The sequence below is a fragment of the Mycobacterium sp. NGS18 genome, from assembly GCF_059813185.1.
Window position 1 is genome coordinate 50,915 of sequence record NZ_JCALEC010000010.1, and the last position, 16,710, is coordinate 67,624.

Consider the following 16,710-nt stretch of genomic DNA (forward strand, 5'->3'; position numbering starts at 1 on the left):
TGTGAGCCTCCAGGTCTTCGCCGACGTCGACACCGGCGTCGACGACGCGGTCGCACTGGTGTATCTGCTGGCCAGCCCGGATACCGAACTCGTCGGTCTGGCCTGCACCGGCGGAAACGTTGCGGTGCACCAAGTCTGCCGCAACAACCTGGCCCTGCTGGAACTGTGTGAGGCAACCGGGGTTCCGGTGTCGCGGGGCGCCGACGCACCGCTGAACGGTCCGGTCCATACCGCGGAGAACATCCACGGGCCGCAGGGCCTCGGATACGCCGAGTTGCCGGCCGGCAGCGGCCGGCTCACCGGATACGACGCCGCCACAGCGTGGGTCGCTGCCGCACGGGCACATCCGGGGCAGCTGATCGGGCTGGCCACCGGCCCGCTGACCAACCTGGCCCTGGCGCTGCGGGCCGAACCCGCACTGCCCACGCTGCTGCGCCGGCTGGTGATCATGGGCGGCGCGTTCTCCGGCGAGCGGGCCGGTCGGTCCGAGTTCAACATCGGGTTCGATCCCGAGGCGGCCGCCGAGGTGTTCACGGCCTGGGCAGCTGTTGCACCGCAACGACTTCCGATCGTGTGCGGGCTGGATCTGACCCGTCAGATCGCGATCACGCCGGCAATCCTGGGTCAGCTGCCGGCACCGGCGGACAATCCGGTGGCCCGGCTGCTCGATGACGCGCTGCGGTTCTATTTCGAGGCGCACGATGCCCGCGGCCACGGATACCTAGCGTATCTGCACGATCCGCTGGCCGCGGCGATCGCGCTGGAGCCCGAACTGGTGACCACCCGCCCGGCCGCAGTACACGTTGAGGTCGAACCCGCGGCGGTGCGCGGGCGGACGATTCCCGACTGGGACGCCGCGCAGCCCAACGCGCTGATCGGTGTCGGTGTCGACCCGGTCGCGTTCTTCGACCGGTTCGTGCAGCGAGTCGGCGCATTAGCCCGCCGGCTGGGCTGAGTGCCTCCCCGCCCCATCCCCAACCCCATCCCGCCGAGCGTGTAACCACTGCGATTTGAGGCGCAGTTTTTCGCAGTGGTTACACGTTGGGCGAAGAAGGTGGGGCGGCCGAGTCGGCGCATTGGCCCGCCGGCTGGGCTGAGTGCCTCCTCACTCATAGCTGCCCTCCAGATACCAGCGCCGCAGCCGGTAGCACAGCAGCAGTGCCGCGCCGGGCGCGCCGTCATCCGGCGACTCCTCCAGCAGCGCCTGGACCCGGGCGGTGCGCCCCGATCCCGGGCCTTCCCGCTGCGGGTCCCACCACCGCTCGTCGACCGGCCAGGGCCCGGCCCACCAGCGCAGCCGGTCGTCACGACCCCGGGCGACCAGCCATACCGGGTCGGCGGAGAACAGCCCCCGGCCGGTCACCCGGATCGGATTCCGTTCGGCGTCAAGCAGTTCCACCGGGTCATCGAGCAGCACCGACGGCGACGGCTCGGGGAGCCGGCCGGGCCACGGCTGGCGCGGGTCGGCCAGTGGCACCGGCTCATCTCCCAGCGGGGTCAAGGTGATGCGCTCCGCCGGGCCGCGGCCACCGGACAGCACCGGCACCCGCACCGCCTCCGGGCCGAGCAGGCCCTGTACCCGCACCAGCGCCCGGCGGGCACGCAGCCGATCCTCCTCGCCGAGCCCTCCCCACAGCGGCAGCTGCAGCGCCTCGGTCGCCGAGAGCACCTCCACCGGCTGCAGCCGCAGCAGCGTGATCGGACCGGTGGGCCGGTCCCTGCTGACCCGGCTGTTCAGCCAGCCGTCCAGCTGCCAGCGCACCCGGTCGGCGGTGGCGTCCTCGGTCAACGGCTCGGCGCAGCGCCACACCCGGGTCAGCTCTTCCCCGGTGTCGGTGACGGCGTGAATGGCCAGCCGGGTGCAACCGACGCCGGCGGCCATCAACGTCCGGTGCAGCACACCGGCCAGTGAGCGGCCCGCGAACGCCGCGGCGTCGACCCGGTCGATCGGCGGATCGCAGTGCAGCACGGCATCGAGATCCGGTGCCGGCTCCCGCCCGGACGGCCCGCGTTCCGGCTCGCCGCGGGCGAACCGGTGCGCGATGAGCGCATCGGGACCGAACCGCGATGTCACGTCCGGGCGCGGTAACGCGGCGAATTGCCCGATGCTACGAATACCCAAGCGCCACAACAGATCGACGAGGCTGTCGCGCCCGGGCCCGGACAGGCTGGGCTCGGCGGCCAGTTGCCGGATCGACAACGCCGACAGGAATCGGGCGTCTCCCCTGGGCGGCACCACAGCACCAGCGCGCGCGGCGAGCACCGCGGCTGAGAGCCCATCGGCGATCCCCACCTGGCATTCGACATCGGCGGCGGCCACCGCGTCGACGAGGCGTTCGGCGGCTTGTTCCTCGGAGCCGAACGCCCGGACCGCCCCGCGCACCGACACCACCAGCAGCCCGGGCCGCAACACCTCGGCGGCCGGCACCAGTTCGTCGACCGCGGCCAGGACCGGCTCGAACAGCCGGGCGTCGCGGTCGGTGTCGGCGGCCACCACATGCAGCGGCGGACAGCGGGCCGCCGCCTCGCGGCGCCGCAGCCCGCGCCGCACCCCGGCCGCGCGGGCACCCGCCGAGCAGGCGATCACCCGGTTGGCCAGGGTGACCGCGATCGGTGCGGTGGCCGGTAGGCCCGCCGCGACCGCCGCGGCAACGGCGGGCCAGTCCATGCACCAGAGCGCCAGCACTCGGGAGTCAGCCATGAGAAGACCCGCTACCCGGCCCTGGTTCGCCCGGCCGCGCCCCCGCGGGCCTGCACCTCGAGCCGCACCGCACCGATCCGCCCGAAGCCTGGGCGTGCCGCACAGCCCCCGCTTATCACCTCGTAGCCGCTCACCCGGGCGTCCAGCCGAAGCGCCGCACCCTGCCAGTCACCGCCGGAGATCAGCAGGGCGCAGCCCCGGTGGCGGGCCCGTGCCAGCACCACCCGGGTGCGCGCCGGCGGTACGCAGCGGCCGCCCAGGCCGAGCGCCACCAGATCCATGCCGTCCATCAGCACCGTGGCCACCTCCACCGGATCGTTGCCGGGGTCGGGGATCACCGCGAGCCGGCTCAGATCGGCGCCCATCTCCGCTGCGGCCAGCAGGCCGGTGTCCGGCTGGCCGACGATGGCCGCGTTACCGCCGGCCGCCGTCACCGCGGCCACCATGCCCAGCGTCAACGAGCGGGCTCCCGACAGCACCGCCACCGTGCCCCGCGGCAATCCCGCGGGCAGCACCCCGGCCAGCAGCGGCGGGACCGGCAGCGCGGCCTCGAAAGCCTGGGCAGCCGGAGCAGCCGAGACCACTCCCCGCCGCCCGGCGCCTACTTTCCCGGCCACCGCCGCCATCTGCCGGCGCAGCTGTTCCAGCTGGTCAGCTCGATTTTCAGGGCTGCTGGGACGTTGCCCCAAGTCCACCGCCGCCGTCATGATCGCCTCCGGGAAAACTCGCCTCAGTTCGAAACTGTGTTCGATAGGCCCGAGTGAACACTTCCCCACCGACAACCGTCAAGCCGGGCCACCTCAGGGGGTATCACCGACCCCGGGAGTCACATCCGCACCGCGTCAGGAGGTGTGAGATCTTTCCGAAACAGCTAGCGCATGCGCTATCGCGAAGGGGCGCCGGCGGCCATCGCCCGATACCCTTCTCGCACGCTCGGGTACCGGGGCGCCCAGCCCGCGACCGCGCGGAAACGCGCGTTGCTGACACGTAGTGATCTGGTCATCGATGTGCTGCGATCCCCGAGCAAAAGGGCCAACCGGCCCGGCCCGGTGATCCGCGGTTTGGCGCCGACGGCCGCGGCCAGCGCTTGGGTGTGCTGCTTCTTGGTGACGGGCTCGTCGTCGACGACGTTGTAGGTACCGGCGCGGCATGTCAGAGCGGCGATCACGGCGCTGGCCGCATCAGGGAGATATATCGATGACAGGTAGGACGCGCGGCGGCCGGCCTGGAAAGCGATGTGGTGACGGGCCAGGCCCATGATCTGTTCGCTGTGGGCCGCGCCCGGCCCATAGAACAGGCCGAAGCGCAGAACCACTGCGTCACCGCCGGTTTCGGCGAATCGCCGGGCGCTGGATTCTGCGGCGTGGTTCCCCGATGCAATCGGATAGTGGTCCACGGCCGAGTCCTCGTCGAGCCAGCGGTCCCCGCCGTCGTGGTAAATCATCGCCACCGACTCCTGCACCACTCGCGGGACCGCTGCGGCCAGCGCTGCGTCGACGACCGTCGCCGACCCCTCGGTGCGTATCCGTTGGCATGCGGCCCAGGCGGATTGGAGAATGAACTGCTGCGGAGAAGGGAGCGCGGAGGCCATATTCACCACCGCGTCGTGGCCATGGAAGGCTTTGGCAAGTGCGTCCCGGTCGAACAAGGACACGCGAATTGGCCTGGCGCCCTGGCTGTCTAGAACCGACGCTTTGGTGTCGCTGCGGGCCATCGCCGTGACCTCGTGCCCGGCGGCGATCAACGCGGGCACCGTGTGGCTACCGATCGCGCCGGTGCCACCCGTGACGAACACGCGCACTGCTCGCACCTCCGTTGGTATCGGTCCCCACCGGAAACTCGTGATATCACCGGCGCAATCCGATTCGAACTCATCACACCCCAACTCCGCGGGTGCGCAAGTGACGGCTGTTACTCGCGGGCCCGGGGCCGGCGCGGCCTGGAAATCACTCCCACTCGATGGTCCCCGGCGGTTTGCTGGTGACGTCCAGCACCACCCGGTTGACCTCGGCCACCTCGTTGGTGATCCGGGTGGAGATGCGCTCCAGCACCTCGTAGGGCACCCGGGTCCAGTCGGCGGTCATGGCGTCCTCACTGGACACCGGCCGCAGCACGATCGGATGTCCGTAGGTGCGGCCGTCGCCCTGCACCCCGACCGAGCGGATGTCGGCCAGCAGCACCACCGGGCACTGCCAGATCTGATGGTCCAGACCCGCGCTGGTCAACTCCTCGCGGGCGATCGCGTCGGCCTGACGCAGCGTCGCCAACCGCTCAGAAGTGACCTCGCCGACGATCCGGATCCCCAACCCCGGGCCCGGGAACGGTTGGCGCTCAACGATCTCCTCCGGCAGCCCCAATTCGCGCCCGACCGCACGCACTTCATCCTTGAACAGCAGCCGCAGCGGCTCGACGAGAATGAACTTCAAATCGTCCGGCAGCCCGCCGACATTGTGGTGGCTCTTGATGTTCGCGGTGCCGGCACCCCCGCCGGATTCCACCACGTCCGGATACAGCGTGCCCTGCACCAGAAAATCTGCGCCTTTGCCGGCTTCGCCGGCATCCAGATCACGCACCGCGCCCTCGAAAGCGCGAATGAACTGCCGGCCGATGATCTTTCGCTTGCCCTCGGGGTCAGACACCCCCGCCAGCGCGTCGAGGAACACCTCCGCGGCGTCGACGGTGACCAGCCGTGCCCCGGTGGCGGCGACGAAGTCCTCCTGCACCTGCTCGCGCTCCCCGGCGCGCAACAGCCCGTGATCGACGAACACACACGTCAGCCGGTCACCGATGGCACGCTGCACCAGCGCCGCGGCCACCGCGGAATCCACTCCCCCGGACAGCCCGCAGATGGCGTGGCCGTCACCGATCTCCGAACGCACCTGCGCGATCAGCGCGTCGGCGATGTTGGCGGGCGTCCAGGCCGCGTCGATACCGGCGAACTCGTGCAGGAACCGGCTGAGCACCCGTTGCCCGTAGGGGGTGTGGATCACCTCCGGGTGGTACTGCACCCCGGCCAGCCGCCGGGCCCGGTTCTCGAACGCGGCCACCGGGGCGCCGGCGCTGGCGGCCACCACCGCGAACCCGTCCGGGGCGTCGGTCACCGCATCGCCGTGGCTCATCCACACCGGCTGGGTGACCGGAAGGCCCGAATGCAGTTCGCCGCCGGTCACTTTCAGCTCGGTACGGCCGTATTCACTGGTTCCGGTGCGCTCGACGGTGCCGCCGAGTGCGGCCGCCATGGCCTGGAAGCCGTAGCAGATGCCGAACACCGGCACCTCGAGGTCGAACAGCGCCGGATCGAGCCAGGGGGCGCCTTCGGCGTAGACACTGGCCGGCCCGCCGGACAGCACGATCGCCCGCGGGTTGCGCGCGGCGATCTCCTCGACGGTCGCGGTGTGCGGGACGACTTCGGAGAACACCCGCGCCTCGCGGACTCGGCGGGCGATCAGCTGGGCATACTGCGCACCGAAGTCGATGACCAACACGGGGCGAGACGATGGGGACGACACCGCAGAGAGTTTAGTGGCCGCAAAACTCAGCCGATCCGACGGCGGGCATGGTGGAGTGGACATCAGCCCGAGCCGGAAGGGGGCGCTATGGCGCTGGGACTGCCCGAAACGGTGCGCGCCTGCCTGTTCGACCTCGACGGCGTGCTCACCGACACCGCCAGCGTGCACACCCGGGCCTGGAAGGCCATGTTCGACGGGTATCTGTCGGCGCGCGCCGAGCGCACCGGTGCGCCGTTCGTGCCGTTCGACCCGGTGAACGACTATCTGCGATTCGTCGACGGCCGCAAACGCGACGACGGGGTGCGCACCTTCCTGGCCAGCCGCGACATCGTGCTGCCTGACGGCGCCGACGACGACCCGCCCGACGCCGAAACCGTGCACGGCCTGGGCAACCGCAAGAACGCGGCGTTTCAGGTAACGCTGCAGGCCGACGGGGTGGACGTGTTCGAAGGGTCCCGGCGCTACCTGGCGGCGGCCACCGCGGCGGGCCTGGCCACCGCGGTGGTGTCGGCCAGCGCCAACGCCGGCGAAGTGCTGGCGATCACCGGCCTGGACACGTTCATCCAGCAGCGCGTCGACGGCGTCACTCTGCGCACCGAACACATCGCGGGCAAGCCGGCCCCGGACTCGTTCCTGCGGGCGGCGCAGCTGCTCGATATCGCCCCCGCCGGCGCCGCGGTGTTCGAGGACGCGCTGTCGGGGGTGGCGGCCGGGCGGGCCGGCGGGTTCGGTTTCGTGGTGGGCGTCGATCGGGTCGGTCAGGCCGAAGACCTGCTGAGCCATGGCGCCGACGTCGTCGTCACCGATCTGGAGGAACTTCTGTGAAGGCAGGCCGATGATCCCTGAGGACTATTTTCCGATCGAACCGTGGCAGATCCGCGAGACCCGCCTCGACCTGGATCTGCTCGGGCAGACCGAATCCCTGTTCACGCTGTCCAACGGGCACGTCGGGTTGCGCGGCAACCTCGACGAGGGCGAGCCCTACGGCCTGCCCGGCACCTACCTGAACTCGTTCTATGAGGTGCGGCCACTGCCCTACGCCGAAGCCGGGTTCGGCTATCCGCAGGCCGGGCAGACCGTCGTCGACGTGACCAATGGCAAGATCATCCGGCTGATGGTCGACGACGAGCCGTTCGACGTCCGCTACGGCGAGCTGATCGACCACGAGCGCATCCTCGACCTGCGGGCGGGCACCCTCACCCGCCACGTGCACTGGCGCTCCCCGGCCGGCAAACAGGTCAACGTGCACTCGACCCGGCTGGTGTCACTGGCCCAGCGCAGCGTCGCGGCGATCGAATACGTCGTCGAGGCGATCGACGAATTCGTCCGGGTGACAGTGCAATCCGAGCTGGTCGCCAACGAAGACCAACCGCCGACCTCCGGCGACCCGCGAGTCGCGGCGATCCTGGACAACCCGCTGGAGGCCGTGGAGCGGGAGAACACCGACCGCGGGGCGGTGCTGGTGCACCGCACTCGGGCCAGTGAACTGATGATGGCCGCGGCCATGAATCACGAGATCGAGGTGCCCGGCCGGGTCCAGGTCAACACGATCGCGATTCCCGACGTGGCGGCCACGACCGTGGTGTGCGGGCTGCGCCCGGGGCAGAAACTGCGAATCGTCAAGTACCTGGCCTACGGCTGGTCCAGCGAACGGTCCCGGCCCGCGCTGCGCGACCAGGCCGTCGCCGCGCTGACCGGTGCCCTCTATAGCGGCTGGCAGGGCCTGCTCGACTCCCAGCGGAAGTACCTCGACGAGTTCTGGGACGGCGCCGACGTCGAGGTCGACGGCGACCCGGAGTGCCAGCAGGCGGTCCGCTTCGCACTGTTCCACCTGCTGCAGGCCAGCGCGCGCGCCGAGCGACGGGCGATCCCCAGCAAGGGCCTGACCGGTACCGGATATGACGGCCATACCTTCTGGGACAGTGAGAGTTTCATCATCCCGGTGCTGACCTACACCGCTCCGCACGCGGCGGCCGACGCGTTGCGCTGGCGGTCGTCGACACTTGATCTGGCCCGCGACCGGGCCACCGAACTCGGGCTGGCCGGGGCGTCGTTCCCGTGGCGGACGATCCGCGGCCAGGAGTGCTCCGGGTACTGGCCGGCCGGCACGGCCGCCTGGCACATCAACGCCGACATCGCGGCGGCGTTCGAGCAGTACCGGGTCGTCACCGGGGATGGCTCCCTGGAGGCCGAGTGCGGGCTGGCGGTGCTGGTCGAGACCGCGCGGCTGTGGCGGTCGCTGGGACACCACGACCGGCACGGGGTGTGGCACCTGTCGGGGGTGACCGGCCCCGACGAGTACACCGCGATCGTGCGGGACAACGTGTTCACCAATTTGATGGCCGCGCACAATCTGCGCACCGCCGCCGAGGCGTGCGCCCGCCACCCCGATGCCGCCCACGAGCTGGGGGTCACCACCGAGGAGATGGCCAGCTGGCGCGATGCCGCCGACGCCGCGCACATCCCCTATGACGAGGAGCTCGGCGTGCATCCGCAGTGCGAAGGCTTCACCTCCGCCGCGGAGTGGGACTTCGACACCCGGACCACCTATCCGCTGCTGCTCAACGAACCCTATGTGCGGCTGTACCCGGCCCAGGTGGTCAAGCAGGCCGACGTCCTGCTGGCCATGCACTGGCGCAGCCACGCGTTCAGCCCCGAAGAGAAGGCCCGCAACGTCGACTACTACGAGCGGCGCACGGTGCGGGACTCCTCACTGTCGGCCTGCACCCAGGCGGTGATGTGCGCCGAGGTGGGACATTTGGAACTGGCCCATGACTACACCTACGAGACGGCGCTCGTCGACCTGCGCGATCTGCACGACAACACCCGCGAGGGATTGCACCTGGCGGCGCTGGCCGGGACCTGGCTCGCGCTGGTGGCCGGGTTCGGCGGTCTGCGTGACGACGGAGGCGTGCTGGCGCTGAATCCCGCACTGCCCGACGGGATCTCACGCCTACGGTTCCGGTTGCGCTGGGGCGGGTTCCGCGTCACGGTCAGCGCCACCGACGACGAGGTCACCTACACGCTGCGCGACGGGCCCGAGGGCCGGCTGACGATCCACCATGACGGCAAGGAACTCGAACTGTCCACCCAGTCACCCACGACGGTGCCCGCCTGCCGGCGCGAACCGCTGCTGTCGACACCGCAGCAGCCGCCCGGGCGCGCACCCCGCCACCGGCACCACGTCGCGAGATGAGGCTCAGGCGATCCCCGAGGCCCAGCGCAGCGCGCCGACGGCCTGATCGGGTACCGCCGGGTTCTTCGGCGCGATCGGCTCCAGCCGCCGGTAGGGCTCGCCCTGGGCCGGCCGCTGGTCGGTCTCGCCCTTGTTCGGCCACAGCGACGCGGCCCGCTCGGCCTGGGCGGTGATCGACAGCGACGGGTTGACGCCGAGGTTGGCCGAGACCGCCGCGCCGTCCATCACCGCCAGCGTCGGGTAGCCGTACACCCGCTGGTAGGGGTCGATGACACCGTGTTCTGGGCTGTCGCCGATCGCCGCCCCGCCCAAGAAGTGCGCGGTGAGCGGGATGTTGAACAGCTCGCCCCAGGTACCCCCGGCCACGCCGTCGATCTTGTCGGCGATGCGGCGGGTGACCTCGTTGCCGACCGGGATCCAGCTCGGGTTCGGTTCACCGTGGCCCTGCTTGCTGGTGTAGCGGCGGAAGCCCAGCCTGCCGCGTTTGGTGAAGGTGGTGATCGAGTTGTCCAGGTGCTGCATCACCAGCGCGATCACGGTGCGCTCGCTCCACTGCTTCGGGTTGAGTAGCCGCAGGATGTGGCGGGGATCTTCGCGGGCCTGATCCAGCAGCTGCCGCCAGCGCGGGACATCGGTGCCTTGCGGACCCGCGCCGTCGGTCATCAGGGTCTGCAACAGACCCATCGCGTTGGAGCCCTTGCCGTAGCGGACCGGTTCGACGTGGGTGTCGGCGGTGGGGTGGATCGAGGAGGTGATCGCCACGCCGTGGGTCAGGTCCAGGCCCGCCTTGACGTCCAAAGTGGCTGCGCCGACGATGGATTCGGAGTTGGTGCGGGTCAGCACGCCGAGTTTGTCGGAGAGCTTGGGCAGCTTGTTCTTGTCGCGCATCTTGAACAGCAGCCGCTGGGTGTTGTAGGTGCCGGCGGCCAAGATCAGATGCCGCGCGGTGAAGGTCTTGCGATGCCGGCGTGCGCGCAGGCCGGTGCGCACCGTGCGCACCTGCCACAGGCCGTCGTCGCCCGGCTCGAACCCGGTCACCGTCGTCATCGGATGCACCTGTGCGCCAGCCGATTCGGCCAAATACAGGTAGTTCTTCACCAGGGTGTTCTTGGCGCCCCAGCGGCAACCGGTCATGCACTCGCCGCACTCGAGGCAGCCGGTGCGCTGCGGGCCGGCGCCGCCGAAGTACGGGTCGGGCACCGTCTTGCCCGGGGTCTTCTCGCCGCCTTCACCGAAGAACACCCCGACCGGCGTGGCCACGAAGGTGTCGCCGACGCCCATGTCGTCGGCGACCTGCTTGACGATGCGGTCGGCGTCGGTGAACGTCGGGTTCTTGACCACGCCGAGCATCCGCTGCGCCTGGTCGTAGTGCGGCATGAGCTCGGCACGCCAGTCGGTGATGTGTGCCCACTGCTTGTCGGCGAAGAACGGCTCCGGCGGCACGTAGAGGGTGTTGGCGTAGTTCAGCGAGCCCCCGCCCACCCCGGCACCGGCCAGCACCATGACGTTGTTGAGCAGGTGGATGCGCTGGATGCCGTAGCAACCCAGCTTCGGCGCCCACAGGAAGTCGCGCAGGTGCCACGAGTTCTTGGCGAAGTCGGGGTCGGCGTAGCGGCGTCCCGCCTCCAAAACGCCGACGCGATAACCCTTCTCGGTCAGTCGCAGGGCGCTGACGCTGCCACCGAAACCCGAGCCGATGATCAGGACGTCGTAGTCAGGTTGGTAATCCCGCTCCATAGCCAGCAAGTATGGGCTACCCGCCGGTAACTCGCTAGATAGGCTGCCCTTACCTGGACGTCAGCTCCCGACGGTCAGCCCGACCTTCTGGAACTCCTTGAGGTCGCAGTAGCCCGCCTTGGCCATCGACCGGCGCAGCCCGCCGACCAGGTTCAGCGAACCGAACGGGTCATCGGAGGGGCCGTCGAGCACCTGCGCCAAGCCCGGACGTTCGCCATAGGCGACCTGCATCAGCGCACCGCGCGGCAACGACGGGTGCGCGGCCGCCGACGGCCAGTACCAGCCGTCGCCCTGCGCCTCGGCCGCCGCCGCCAACGGCGTGCCCAGCACCACCGCATCGGCGCCGCAGGCGATCGCTTTGGCCAGGTCCCCGGACGTGTGGATGTCGCCGTCGGCCAGCACGTGCACGTACCGCCCGCCGGTCTCGTCGAGGTATTCGCGGCGAGCCGCGGCGGCGTCGGCGATCGCGGTGGCCATCGGCACCGAGATGCCCAGCACCTCATCGGAAGTGGTCACCCCCGAGGTGGACCCGTAGCCGACGATCACCCCGGCCGCGCCGGTGCGCATCAAGTGCAGCGCGGTGCGGTGGTCGATCACGCCGCCGGCCACCACCGGGATGTCGAGCTCGGAGATGAAGGTCTTGAGGTTCAGCGGCTCCCCGTCGTTGGCGACCCGCTCGGCGGAGATGATGGTGCCCTGGATGACCAACAGGTCGACACCGGCGGCCACCAGAACCGGGGTCAGCGCCGCGGCGTTCTGCGGGCTCACCCGCACCGCGGTGGTCACCCCGGCCGCGCTGATCCGCGCCACCGCGGCACCGAGCAGCTCAGGGTCCAGCGGCGCGGCGTGCAGCTGCTGCAGCAGCCGGATCGCCGCCTCCGGCTCCGGCTCCTTGGCCGCCACCTCGACGACCTGGGCGACCTTGGCCTCGATGTCGGCGTGCCGGCCGATCAGTCCTTCGCCGTTGAGCACCCCCAGACCGCCGAGGCGGCCCAGCTCGACCGCGAACTCCGGCGAGACCAGCGCGTCGGTGGGGTGAGCCAGCACCGGGATCTCGAAGCGGTAGGCATCCAGCTGCCAGGCCGTGGACACGTCCTTGGAGGAACGGGTGCGCCGGGAGGGCACGATGTTGATGTCGTCGAGCTCGTAGGTGCGACGGGCGGTGCGGCCCATGCCGATCTCAACCATGTCACGCATGACGGGTCAGCCTCGTTTCTGTTTTCGCTACGCGAGAATGTGCCGGGACGGACGTCTGCTCAGCGCACGTAGTAGTTCGGCGCTTCGACGGTCATGGTGATGTCGTGCGGGTGGCTTTCCTTCAGGCCCGCGGCGGTGATCCGCACGAACTGCGCCTGCTGCAGCGCTTCGATGGTCGCCGACCCGGTGTAGCCCATCGCCGCCCGCAGCCCGCCGGTGAGCTGGTGGATGACGGTGGTCAGGGGGCCGCGGAACGGCACCCGGCCCTCGATGCCCTCGGGCACCAGCTTGTCCTCGGAGAGCGCGTCGTCTTGGAAGTAGCGGTCCTTGGAGTAGGACTTGGCTGTGCCCCCGGAGCCCCTTCCGGCCATGGCCCCCAGCGACCCCATGCCGCGGTAGCTCTTGAACTGCTTGCCGTTGACGAAGATCAGCTCGCCGGGCGATTCGGCGGTGCCGGCTAGCAGCGAGCCGAGCATGGCCGTCGAGGCACCGGCGGCCAGCGCCTTGGCGATGTCCCCGGAGTACTGCAGCCCGCCGTCGGCGATCACCGGCACCCCGGCGGGCGCGCAGACCGCAACGGCCTCCATGATCGCGGTGATCTGCGGGGCACCCACCCCGGCGACCACCCGGGTGGTGCAGATGGAGCCCGGGCCCACGCCGACCTTCACCGCGTCGGCGCCGGCCTCGACCAGCGCGGCAGCGCCGGACCGGGTGGCCACGTTGCCGCCGACCACGTCGACCCGCTCCCCCACTTCGGCCTTGAGCTTGCCGACCATGTCGAGCACTCCCCGGTTGTGGGCGTGCGCGGTGTCCACGATGAGCACGTCGACGCCGGCGTCGGCCAGCGTCATCGCCCGCACCCAGGCGTCGGCGCCGACACCGACCGCGGCGCCGACCAGCAGCCGGCCGTCGCTGTCCTTGGTGGCGTTGGGGTGCTGTTCGGTCTTGACGAAGTCCTTGACGGTGATCAGCCCGGTCAGCTTGCCGCGACCGTCGACGATCGGCAGCTTCTCGATCTTGTGCCGGCGCAGCAGGCCCAGCGCGGCGTCGGCGGAGACCCCCTCCTGCGCGGTGATCAGCGGCGCCTTGGTCATCACCTCGGCGACCGGCTTGTTCTGGTCGACCTCGAAGCGCATGTCCCGGTTGGTGATGATCCCAACGAGTGAGCCGTTCTTATCGACGACCGGCAGCCCGGAGATCCGGAACCGCGCGCACAGGGCGTCCACCTCGGCCAGGGTGTTCTCCGGGGTGCAGGTGACCGGGTCGGTGACCATCCCGGCCTCGGAGCGCTTCACGGTCTCGACCTGGCCGGCCTGCTCGGTGACCGGCAGGTTGCGGTGCAGCACGCCCATGCCGCCGGCCCGGGCCATCGCGATCGCCATCCGGGCCTCGGTGACGGTGTCCATGGCGGAGCTGACCAGCGGCACCTGGAGCCGGATCTTGCGGGTCAGCCGACTGGAGGTGTCGGCGGTGGCCGGCACCACGTCGGAGGCCGCCGGAAGCAGCAGAACGTCGTCGAAGGTCAGGCCCAGCATGGCGATCTTGGCCGGGTGCCCGCCGGACGGGCCGCCGGTCGGCAGATCATCGTGCGGGCCCATGGCGGCATGGGAAATCGTCGGGGCGCTGGCATCACCAACGGACATCGGGAGCCTCCACTACGCAGCCGGGGGGATAGAGGTCCATCCTAATCGCGGCGTACAGCGGCTTTCGTTCCCCACCACCTTGGCTGCGATTATGCGGGCCGCAGAACGGCCGCTGGCGTTCTGTCCTGGGGTCTGCGTACCCTATGGGCGTGCGTGACCACCTGCCACCCGGTTTGCCGCCCGACCCGTTCGCCGACGATCCCCACGACCCGTCCGCTGCGCTGGACGCCGTCGAACCGGGCCAGCCACTGGATCCGCAGGAGCGGACCGCGGTCGAAGCCGACCTCGCTGACCTCGCGGTCTACGAAGCACTATTGGCGCACCGAGGTATCCGCGGCCTGGTGGTGTGTTGCGACGACTGTCAACAGGACCACTACCACGACTGGGACATGCTGCGCGCCAACTTGCTGCAGCTGCTCATCGACGGCACCGTCCGCCCGCACGAGCCGGCCTACGACCCGGAGCCGGACAGCTACGTGACCTGGGATTATTGCCGCGGTTACGCCGACGCCTCCCTCAACGGGGCGACCTCGGAGGCCGACGGCTACCGCTGAGCCGTCCCCTTTGTCACAGCCTGGTTAGGCGCCCTGCCAGCTTCCCCCACGGTGGCGCACCAGCGCTGCGGTCTGGTCACGCAGATCGCGTAGCTCCGCAACGGAATAGGCCGCGCCGGCAGCGTCGCTCACGTCGGCCAACAGGCACGCCAGCGCCCAGCGCAACGGAATCAGCCCCAGCCGCTCGGTGTCCTGCAGTGCGGCCTCGGCCACGCCGCGCGCGCGGTCGACACTTCCCGCGCAGCACAGCGCGCCGGCCAGCACCACCTGGCTTTTCACCTGGTGGCGCACCATGCCTTCCCCGGCTTCCGAGACCAACTCCAGGGCCCGTTCGGCGTGCCGCACCGCGGTGGCGCCGTCCCCGGTGACCATCGCCAGCTCGGCCGTCACCCAGTTCCGGCGCACCGCCAGGCGCGCCGCTAACGGCGGTTCGGGAACCTGCCGAGCGCGGGCCAGCAGGGCCGCCGACGCCGCGAAGCGCCCGATTCCCAGGGCGTCGGCGGCCAGGCCCACCAGGGCATCGGCGGCGGCCTCCGGCTCCTCGCCGGCCAGGGCCAGTGCCCGGCCGTCAAGGCCCCGGGCGAGATCGTGCCCGCCGAGTTGGCGCAGGAATGACGCCCGGGTGCTGTGGGCCAGCGAGGCCAGCGGCCCGTTGGGTGCGTCGCGTAGCAGTGCCGCCAGGTCGGCGGTGGCAGCGGCGTAACGGCCCTGACCGCCGGCGGCGACGGCACGCAGCCAGCGCTGGCGGGGCGTGGTCGCGGCGGGCAAGGGCCAGCGGCCCGGTGCATCGCCGAACGCGGCGGCAGCAAACGTCGCGTCTGAGTCCTCGGTCATCGCTGAGCGACGTTACGCGGGCCCGACCAGCGCCTCGACGTCCGCCCGCTCGCCCCTCCGTCCGTACGTCCGGAAAAAATCCCAGGGAATGTCCACCGGCTTAGGCCAGCCTTTCTTAACCGTTACGTAGGCCTAACTTCAGACGCTTTGGCTACGGTCCCCACAGCGCCGGATGCCGCCGGCGCTGTTTTACGCGCACCGCCAGAGACCTCAACGGCCGCAACCGTTCCGGCCGACCAGCGTTTGAGAGGGGTTCCCATGCCACTGGTTGAGCAACTGCCCGGCCGCAACGCGGACGTCTGGGATTGGCAACTCCAAGGAGCCTGCCGGGGGGTCGACTCATCGGTGTTCTTCCCACCCGACGGGGAGCGCGGCCGGGCCCGAGCGCAGCGGGAGCAGAACGCCAAGAAGTGGTGCCGCAACTGCCCGGTGTTGGAGCAATGCCGTCAGCACGCACTCGCCGTCGGCGAGCCCTACGGCATCTGGGGCGGCATGTCCGAGGCCGAGCGGCACGCCGCGCTCCGCTGCAACCTGCGGGCCAGCGGCTGACCCCGCCGGACCGACGGCCGTAGCGAACAGCCCCCGGCGATTCGGGGGCTGTTCTCGTCCCGGAGATTGTCGGACCGGTCGGGTTGGATCACGGGCATGCGTGCATTCCTGGCAGTAGTTGTCGCCTCCTTCGGCCTCGGCGTAGCCGCGCCGGCCCACGCCGATCCGGCCGGCTGCTTCGACCAGCGGCTCTGCGGCGATCTGAGCGACGTCTACTACTGCCCCGACACCGGCGCGGTGGTAGGCGCGTTCGGCGCCTGCCCCTCGCTGGTGACCGGCCCCTATGCGCCCGGTGGGCTACGGCCCAACCAGGGATTGTCGCCGTTGGGGTGAGATTGCGCAGTTATCCGGTATCGCCGCCGGCGGCACCGTTACGCTTCCCCACGGTGCAGGCCGTCGAGAGCGAGGGGAACAACGTGCGCAAGCAGCTCCTGTTCGGAACCGTCGCGGCAGGATTCGCCATCGGTGTGGTCGGCGCACCCCTGGCCAGCGCCGATGAGCAAGGGTTCCTCAATGAACTGCGGGCCAACGGCTTCCCGGGCCTGAGCATCGGAGACGCCCAGATGCCCGACGGGGTGGTGGTGGCCAACGGCTGGATGGCCTGCAACCGGCTGCACCTGGGCGAGAAGCCCGAACAGACGCTGGCGCAGCTGAACCCGAACGACCTCGACAAGGGCCGCATGCTGCTGAACGCCGCGCAGCACAATCTGTGCCCGGACACGCTCTGACCGTCCCGGGACAGCGAAAACACCCGGCCAGCTCTGACGGGCGTGTCAATTAGAACGATCGC

Annotated in this window: 15 protein-coding genes; 7 read left to right on the forward strand and 8 right to left on the reverse strand. The window is 70.4% G+C overall.

What is annotated here, in order from left to right; all coding sequences use genetic code 11:
- The first annotated feature begins 1 nt into the window (after nt 1).
- The gene (locus AC5Y31_RS17535; protein WP_499981849.1) at nt 2-955 is read left to right on the forward strand and encodes a nucleoside hydrolase; all 954 of its coding nucleotides are present in this window, start codon (nt 2-4) and stop codon (nt 953-955) included.
- A 150-nt stretch (nt 956-1,105) separates the two neighbouring features.
- Here the strand turns inward: AC5Y31_RS17535 and AC5Y31_RS17540 are convergent, their stop codons facing one another.
- The 4 genes from AC5Y31_RS17540 to guaA form a co-directional block, all read right to left on the reverse strand.
- Nucleotides 1,106-2,701 (reverse strand): DNA polymerase Y family protein, encoded by a 1,596-nt coding sequence (locus tag AC5Y31_RS17540; protein ID WP_499981850.1) that lies wholly within the window; start codon nt 2,699-2,701, stop codon nt 1,106-1,108.
- An 11-nt stretch (nt 2,702-2,712) separates the two neighbouring features.
- On the reverse strand, nt 2,713-3,408 hold the full coding sequence (imuA', locus tag AC5Y31_RS17545; RefSeq protein WP_065026122.1) for a DnaE2-dependent mutagenesis accessory factor ImuA': 696 nt from the start codon (nt 3,406-3,408) through the stop codon (nt 2,713-2,715).
- 176 nt (nt 3,409-3,584) lie between these two features.
- Nucleotides 3,585-4,502, reverse strand: a complete 918-nt coding sequence (locus AC5Y31_RS17550; protein WP_499981852.1) for an NAD-dependent epimerase/dehydratase family protein — start codon at nt 4,500-4,502, stop codon at nt 3,585-3,587.
- Nucleotides 4,503-4,647: 145 nt separating this feature from the next.
- Nucleotides 4,648-6,210, reverse strand: a complete 1,563-nt coding sequence (gene guaA / locus AC5Y31_RS17555) for a glutamine-hydrolyzing GMP synthase (RefSeq protein WP_499981853.1) — start codon at nt 6,208-6,210, stop codon at nt 4,648-4,650.
- A gap of 87 nt (nt 6,211-6,297) precedes the next feature.
- Here guaA and AC5Y31_RS17560 point away from each other — a divergent pair, with 87 nt between their 5' ends.
- Both AC5Y31_RS17560 and AC5Y31_RS17565 read left to right on the forward strand, forming a co-directional pair.
- The gene (locus tag AC5Y31_RS17560) at nt 6,298-7,035 is read left to right on the forward strand and encodes a beta-phosphoglucomutase family hydrolase (protein ID WP_301633912.1); all 738 of its coding nucleotides are present in this window, start codon (nt 6,298-6,300) and stop codon (nt 7,033-7,035) included.
- 10 nt (nt 7,036-7,045) lie between these two features.
- Nucleotides 7,046-9,406, forward strand: a complete 2,361-nt coding sequence (locus AC5Y31_RS17565; protein ID WP_499981855.1) for a glycoside hydrolase family 65 protein — start codon at nt 7,046-7,048, stop codon at nt 9,404-9,406.
- 3 nt (nt 9,407-9,409) lie between these two features.
- Here the strand turns inward: AC5Y31_RS17565 and AC5Y31_RS17570 are convergent, their stop codons facing one another.
- The 3 genes from AC5Y31_RS17570 to guaB form a co-directional block, all read right to left on the reverse strand.
- Nucleotides 9,410-11,143 carry a GMC oxidoreductase gene (locus tag AC5Y31_RS17570; protein ID WP_065026117.1) on the reverse strand — a complete coding sequence of 578 codons (1,734 nt, stop codon included), beginning with the start codon at nt 11,141-11,143 and terminating at the stop codon, nt 9,410-9,412.
- Between the two features lie 60 nt (nt 11,144-11,203).
- A complete protein-coding gene (locus AC5Y31_RS17575) occupies nt 11,204-12,331 on the reverse strand; it encodes a GuaB3 family IMP dehydrogenase-related protein (RefSeq protein WP_207511778.1) in 1,128 nt (375 codons plus the stop codon).
- A gap of 68 nt (nt 12,332-12,399) precedes the next feature.
- Entirely contained in the window at nt 12,400-13,983 is a 1,584-nt protein-coding gene (gene guaB / locus AC5Y31_RS17580) for an IMP dehydrogenase (RefSeq protein WP_499981856.1), read from the reverse strand.
- Nucleotides 13,984-14,132: 149 nt separating this feature from the next.
- On the opposite strand from guaB, the gene AC5Y31_RS17585 reads away from it, so the two are divergent.
- Nucleotides 14,133-14,537, forward strand: a complete 405-nt coding sequence (locus AC5Y31_RS17585; RefSeq protein ID WP_024440345.1) for a DUF5319 domain-containing protein — start codon at nt 14,133-14,135, stop codon at nt 14,535-14,537.
- A gap of 24 nt (nt 14,538-14,561) precedes the next feature.
- Here the strand turns inward: AC5Y31_RS17585 and AC5Y31_RS17590 are convergent, their stop codons facing one another.
- Complete coding sequence (locus AC5Y31_RS17590) at nt 14,562-15,371, reverse strand: hypothetical protein (RefSeq protein WP_499981858.1); 810 nt, start codon at nt 15,369-15,371, stop codon at nt 14,562-14,564.
- A gap of 258 nt (nt 15,372-15,629) precedes the next feature.
- Between AC5Y31_RS17590 and AC5Y31_RS17595 the strand changes: the two genes are divergently transcribed.
- The 3 genes from AC5Y31_RS17595 (at nt 15,630) to AC5Y31_RS17605 (ending at nt 16,648) form a co-directional block, all read left to right on the forward strand.
- Nucleotides 15,630-15,920: a WhiB family transcriptional regulator gene (locus AC5Y31_RS17595; RefSeq protein ID WP_064853543.1), complete on the forward strand. Its 291-nt coding sequence runs from the start codon at nt 15,630-15,632 to the stop codon at nt 15,918-15,920.
- Between the two features lie 96 nt (nt 15,921-16,016).
- Nucleotides 16,017-16,253, forward strand: coding sequence for a hypothetical protein (locus tag AC5Y31_RS17600; protein ID WP_065026113.1), 237 nt, complete (start codon nt 16,017-16,019; stop codon nt 16,251-16,253).
- A gap of 53 nt (nt 16,254-16,306) precedes the next feature.
- The gene (locus AC5Y31_RS17605; protein ID WP_499981861.1) at nt 16,307-16,648 is read left to right on the forward strand and encodes a DUF732 domain-containing protein; all 342 of its coding nucleotides are present in this window, start codon (nt 16,307-16,309) and stop codon (nt 16,646-16,648) included.
- Nucleotides 16,649-16,710 lie beyond the last annotated feature (62 nt).

Bases quoted from the DNA above. Each gene is read 5' to 3' on its own strand.
- AC5Y31_RS17600 (WP_065026113.1), top strand. From the start codon at position 16,017: ATGCGTGCATTCCTGGCAGTAGTTGTCGCCTCCTTCGGCCTCGGCGTA.
- AC5Y31_RS17565 (WP_499981855.1), top strand. From the start codon at position 7,046: ATGATCCCTGAGGACTATTTTCCGATCGAACCGTGGCAGATCCGCGAG.
- guaB (WP_499981856.1), bottom strand. From the start codon at position 13,983: ATGTCCGTTGGTGATGCCAGCGCCCCGACGATTTCCCATGCCGCCATG.
- AC5Y31_RS17595 (WP_064853543.1), top strand. From the start codon at position 15,630: ATGCCACTGGTTGAGCAACTGCCCGGCCGCAACGCGGACGTCTGGGAT.
- AC5Y31_RS17570 (WP_065026117.1), bottom strand. From the start codon at position 11,143: ATGGAGCGGGATTACCAACCTGACTACGACGTCCTGATCATCGGCTCG.
- AC5Y31_RS17590 (WP_499981858.1), bottom strand. From the start codon at position 15,371: ATGACCGAGGACTCAGACGCGACGTTTGCTGCCGCCGCGTTCGGCGAT.
- AC5Y31_RS17575 (WP_207511778.1), bottom strand. From the start codon at position 12,331: ATGGTTGAGATCGGCATGGGCCGCACCGCCCGTCGCACCTACGAGCTC.
- imuA' (WP_065026122.1), bottom strand. From the start codon at position 3,408: ATGACGGCGGCGGTGGACTTGGGGCAACGTCCCAGCAGCCCTGAAAAT.
- AC5Y31_RS17540 (WP_499981850.1), bottom strand. From the start codon at position 2,701: ATGGCTGACTCCCGAGTGCTGGCGCTCTGGTGCATGGACTGGCCCGCC.
- AC5Y31_RS17560 (WP_301633912.1), top strand. From the start codon at position 6,298: ATGGCGCTGGGACTGCCCGAAACGGTGCGCGCCTGCCTGTTCGACCTC.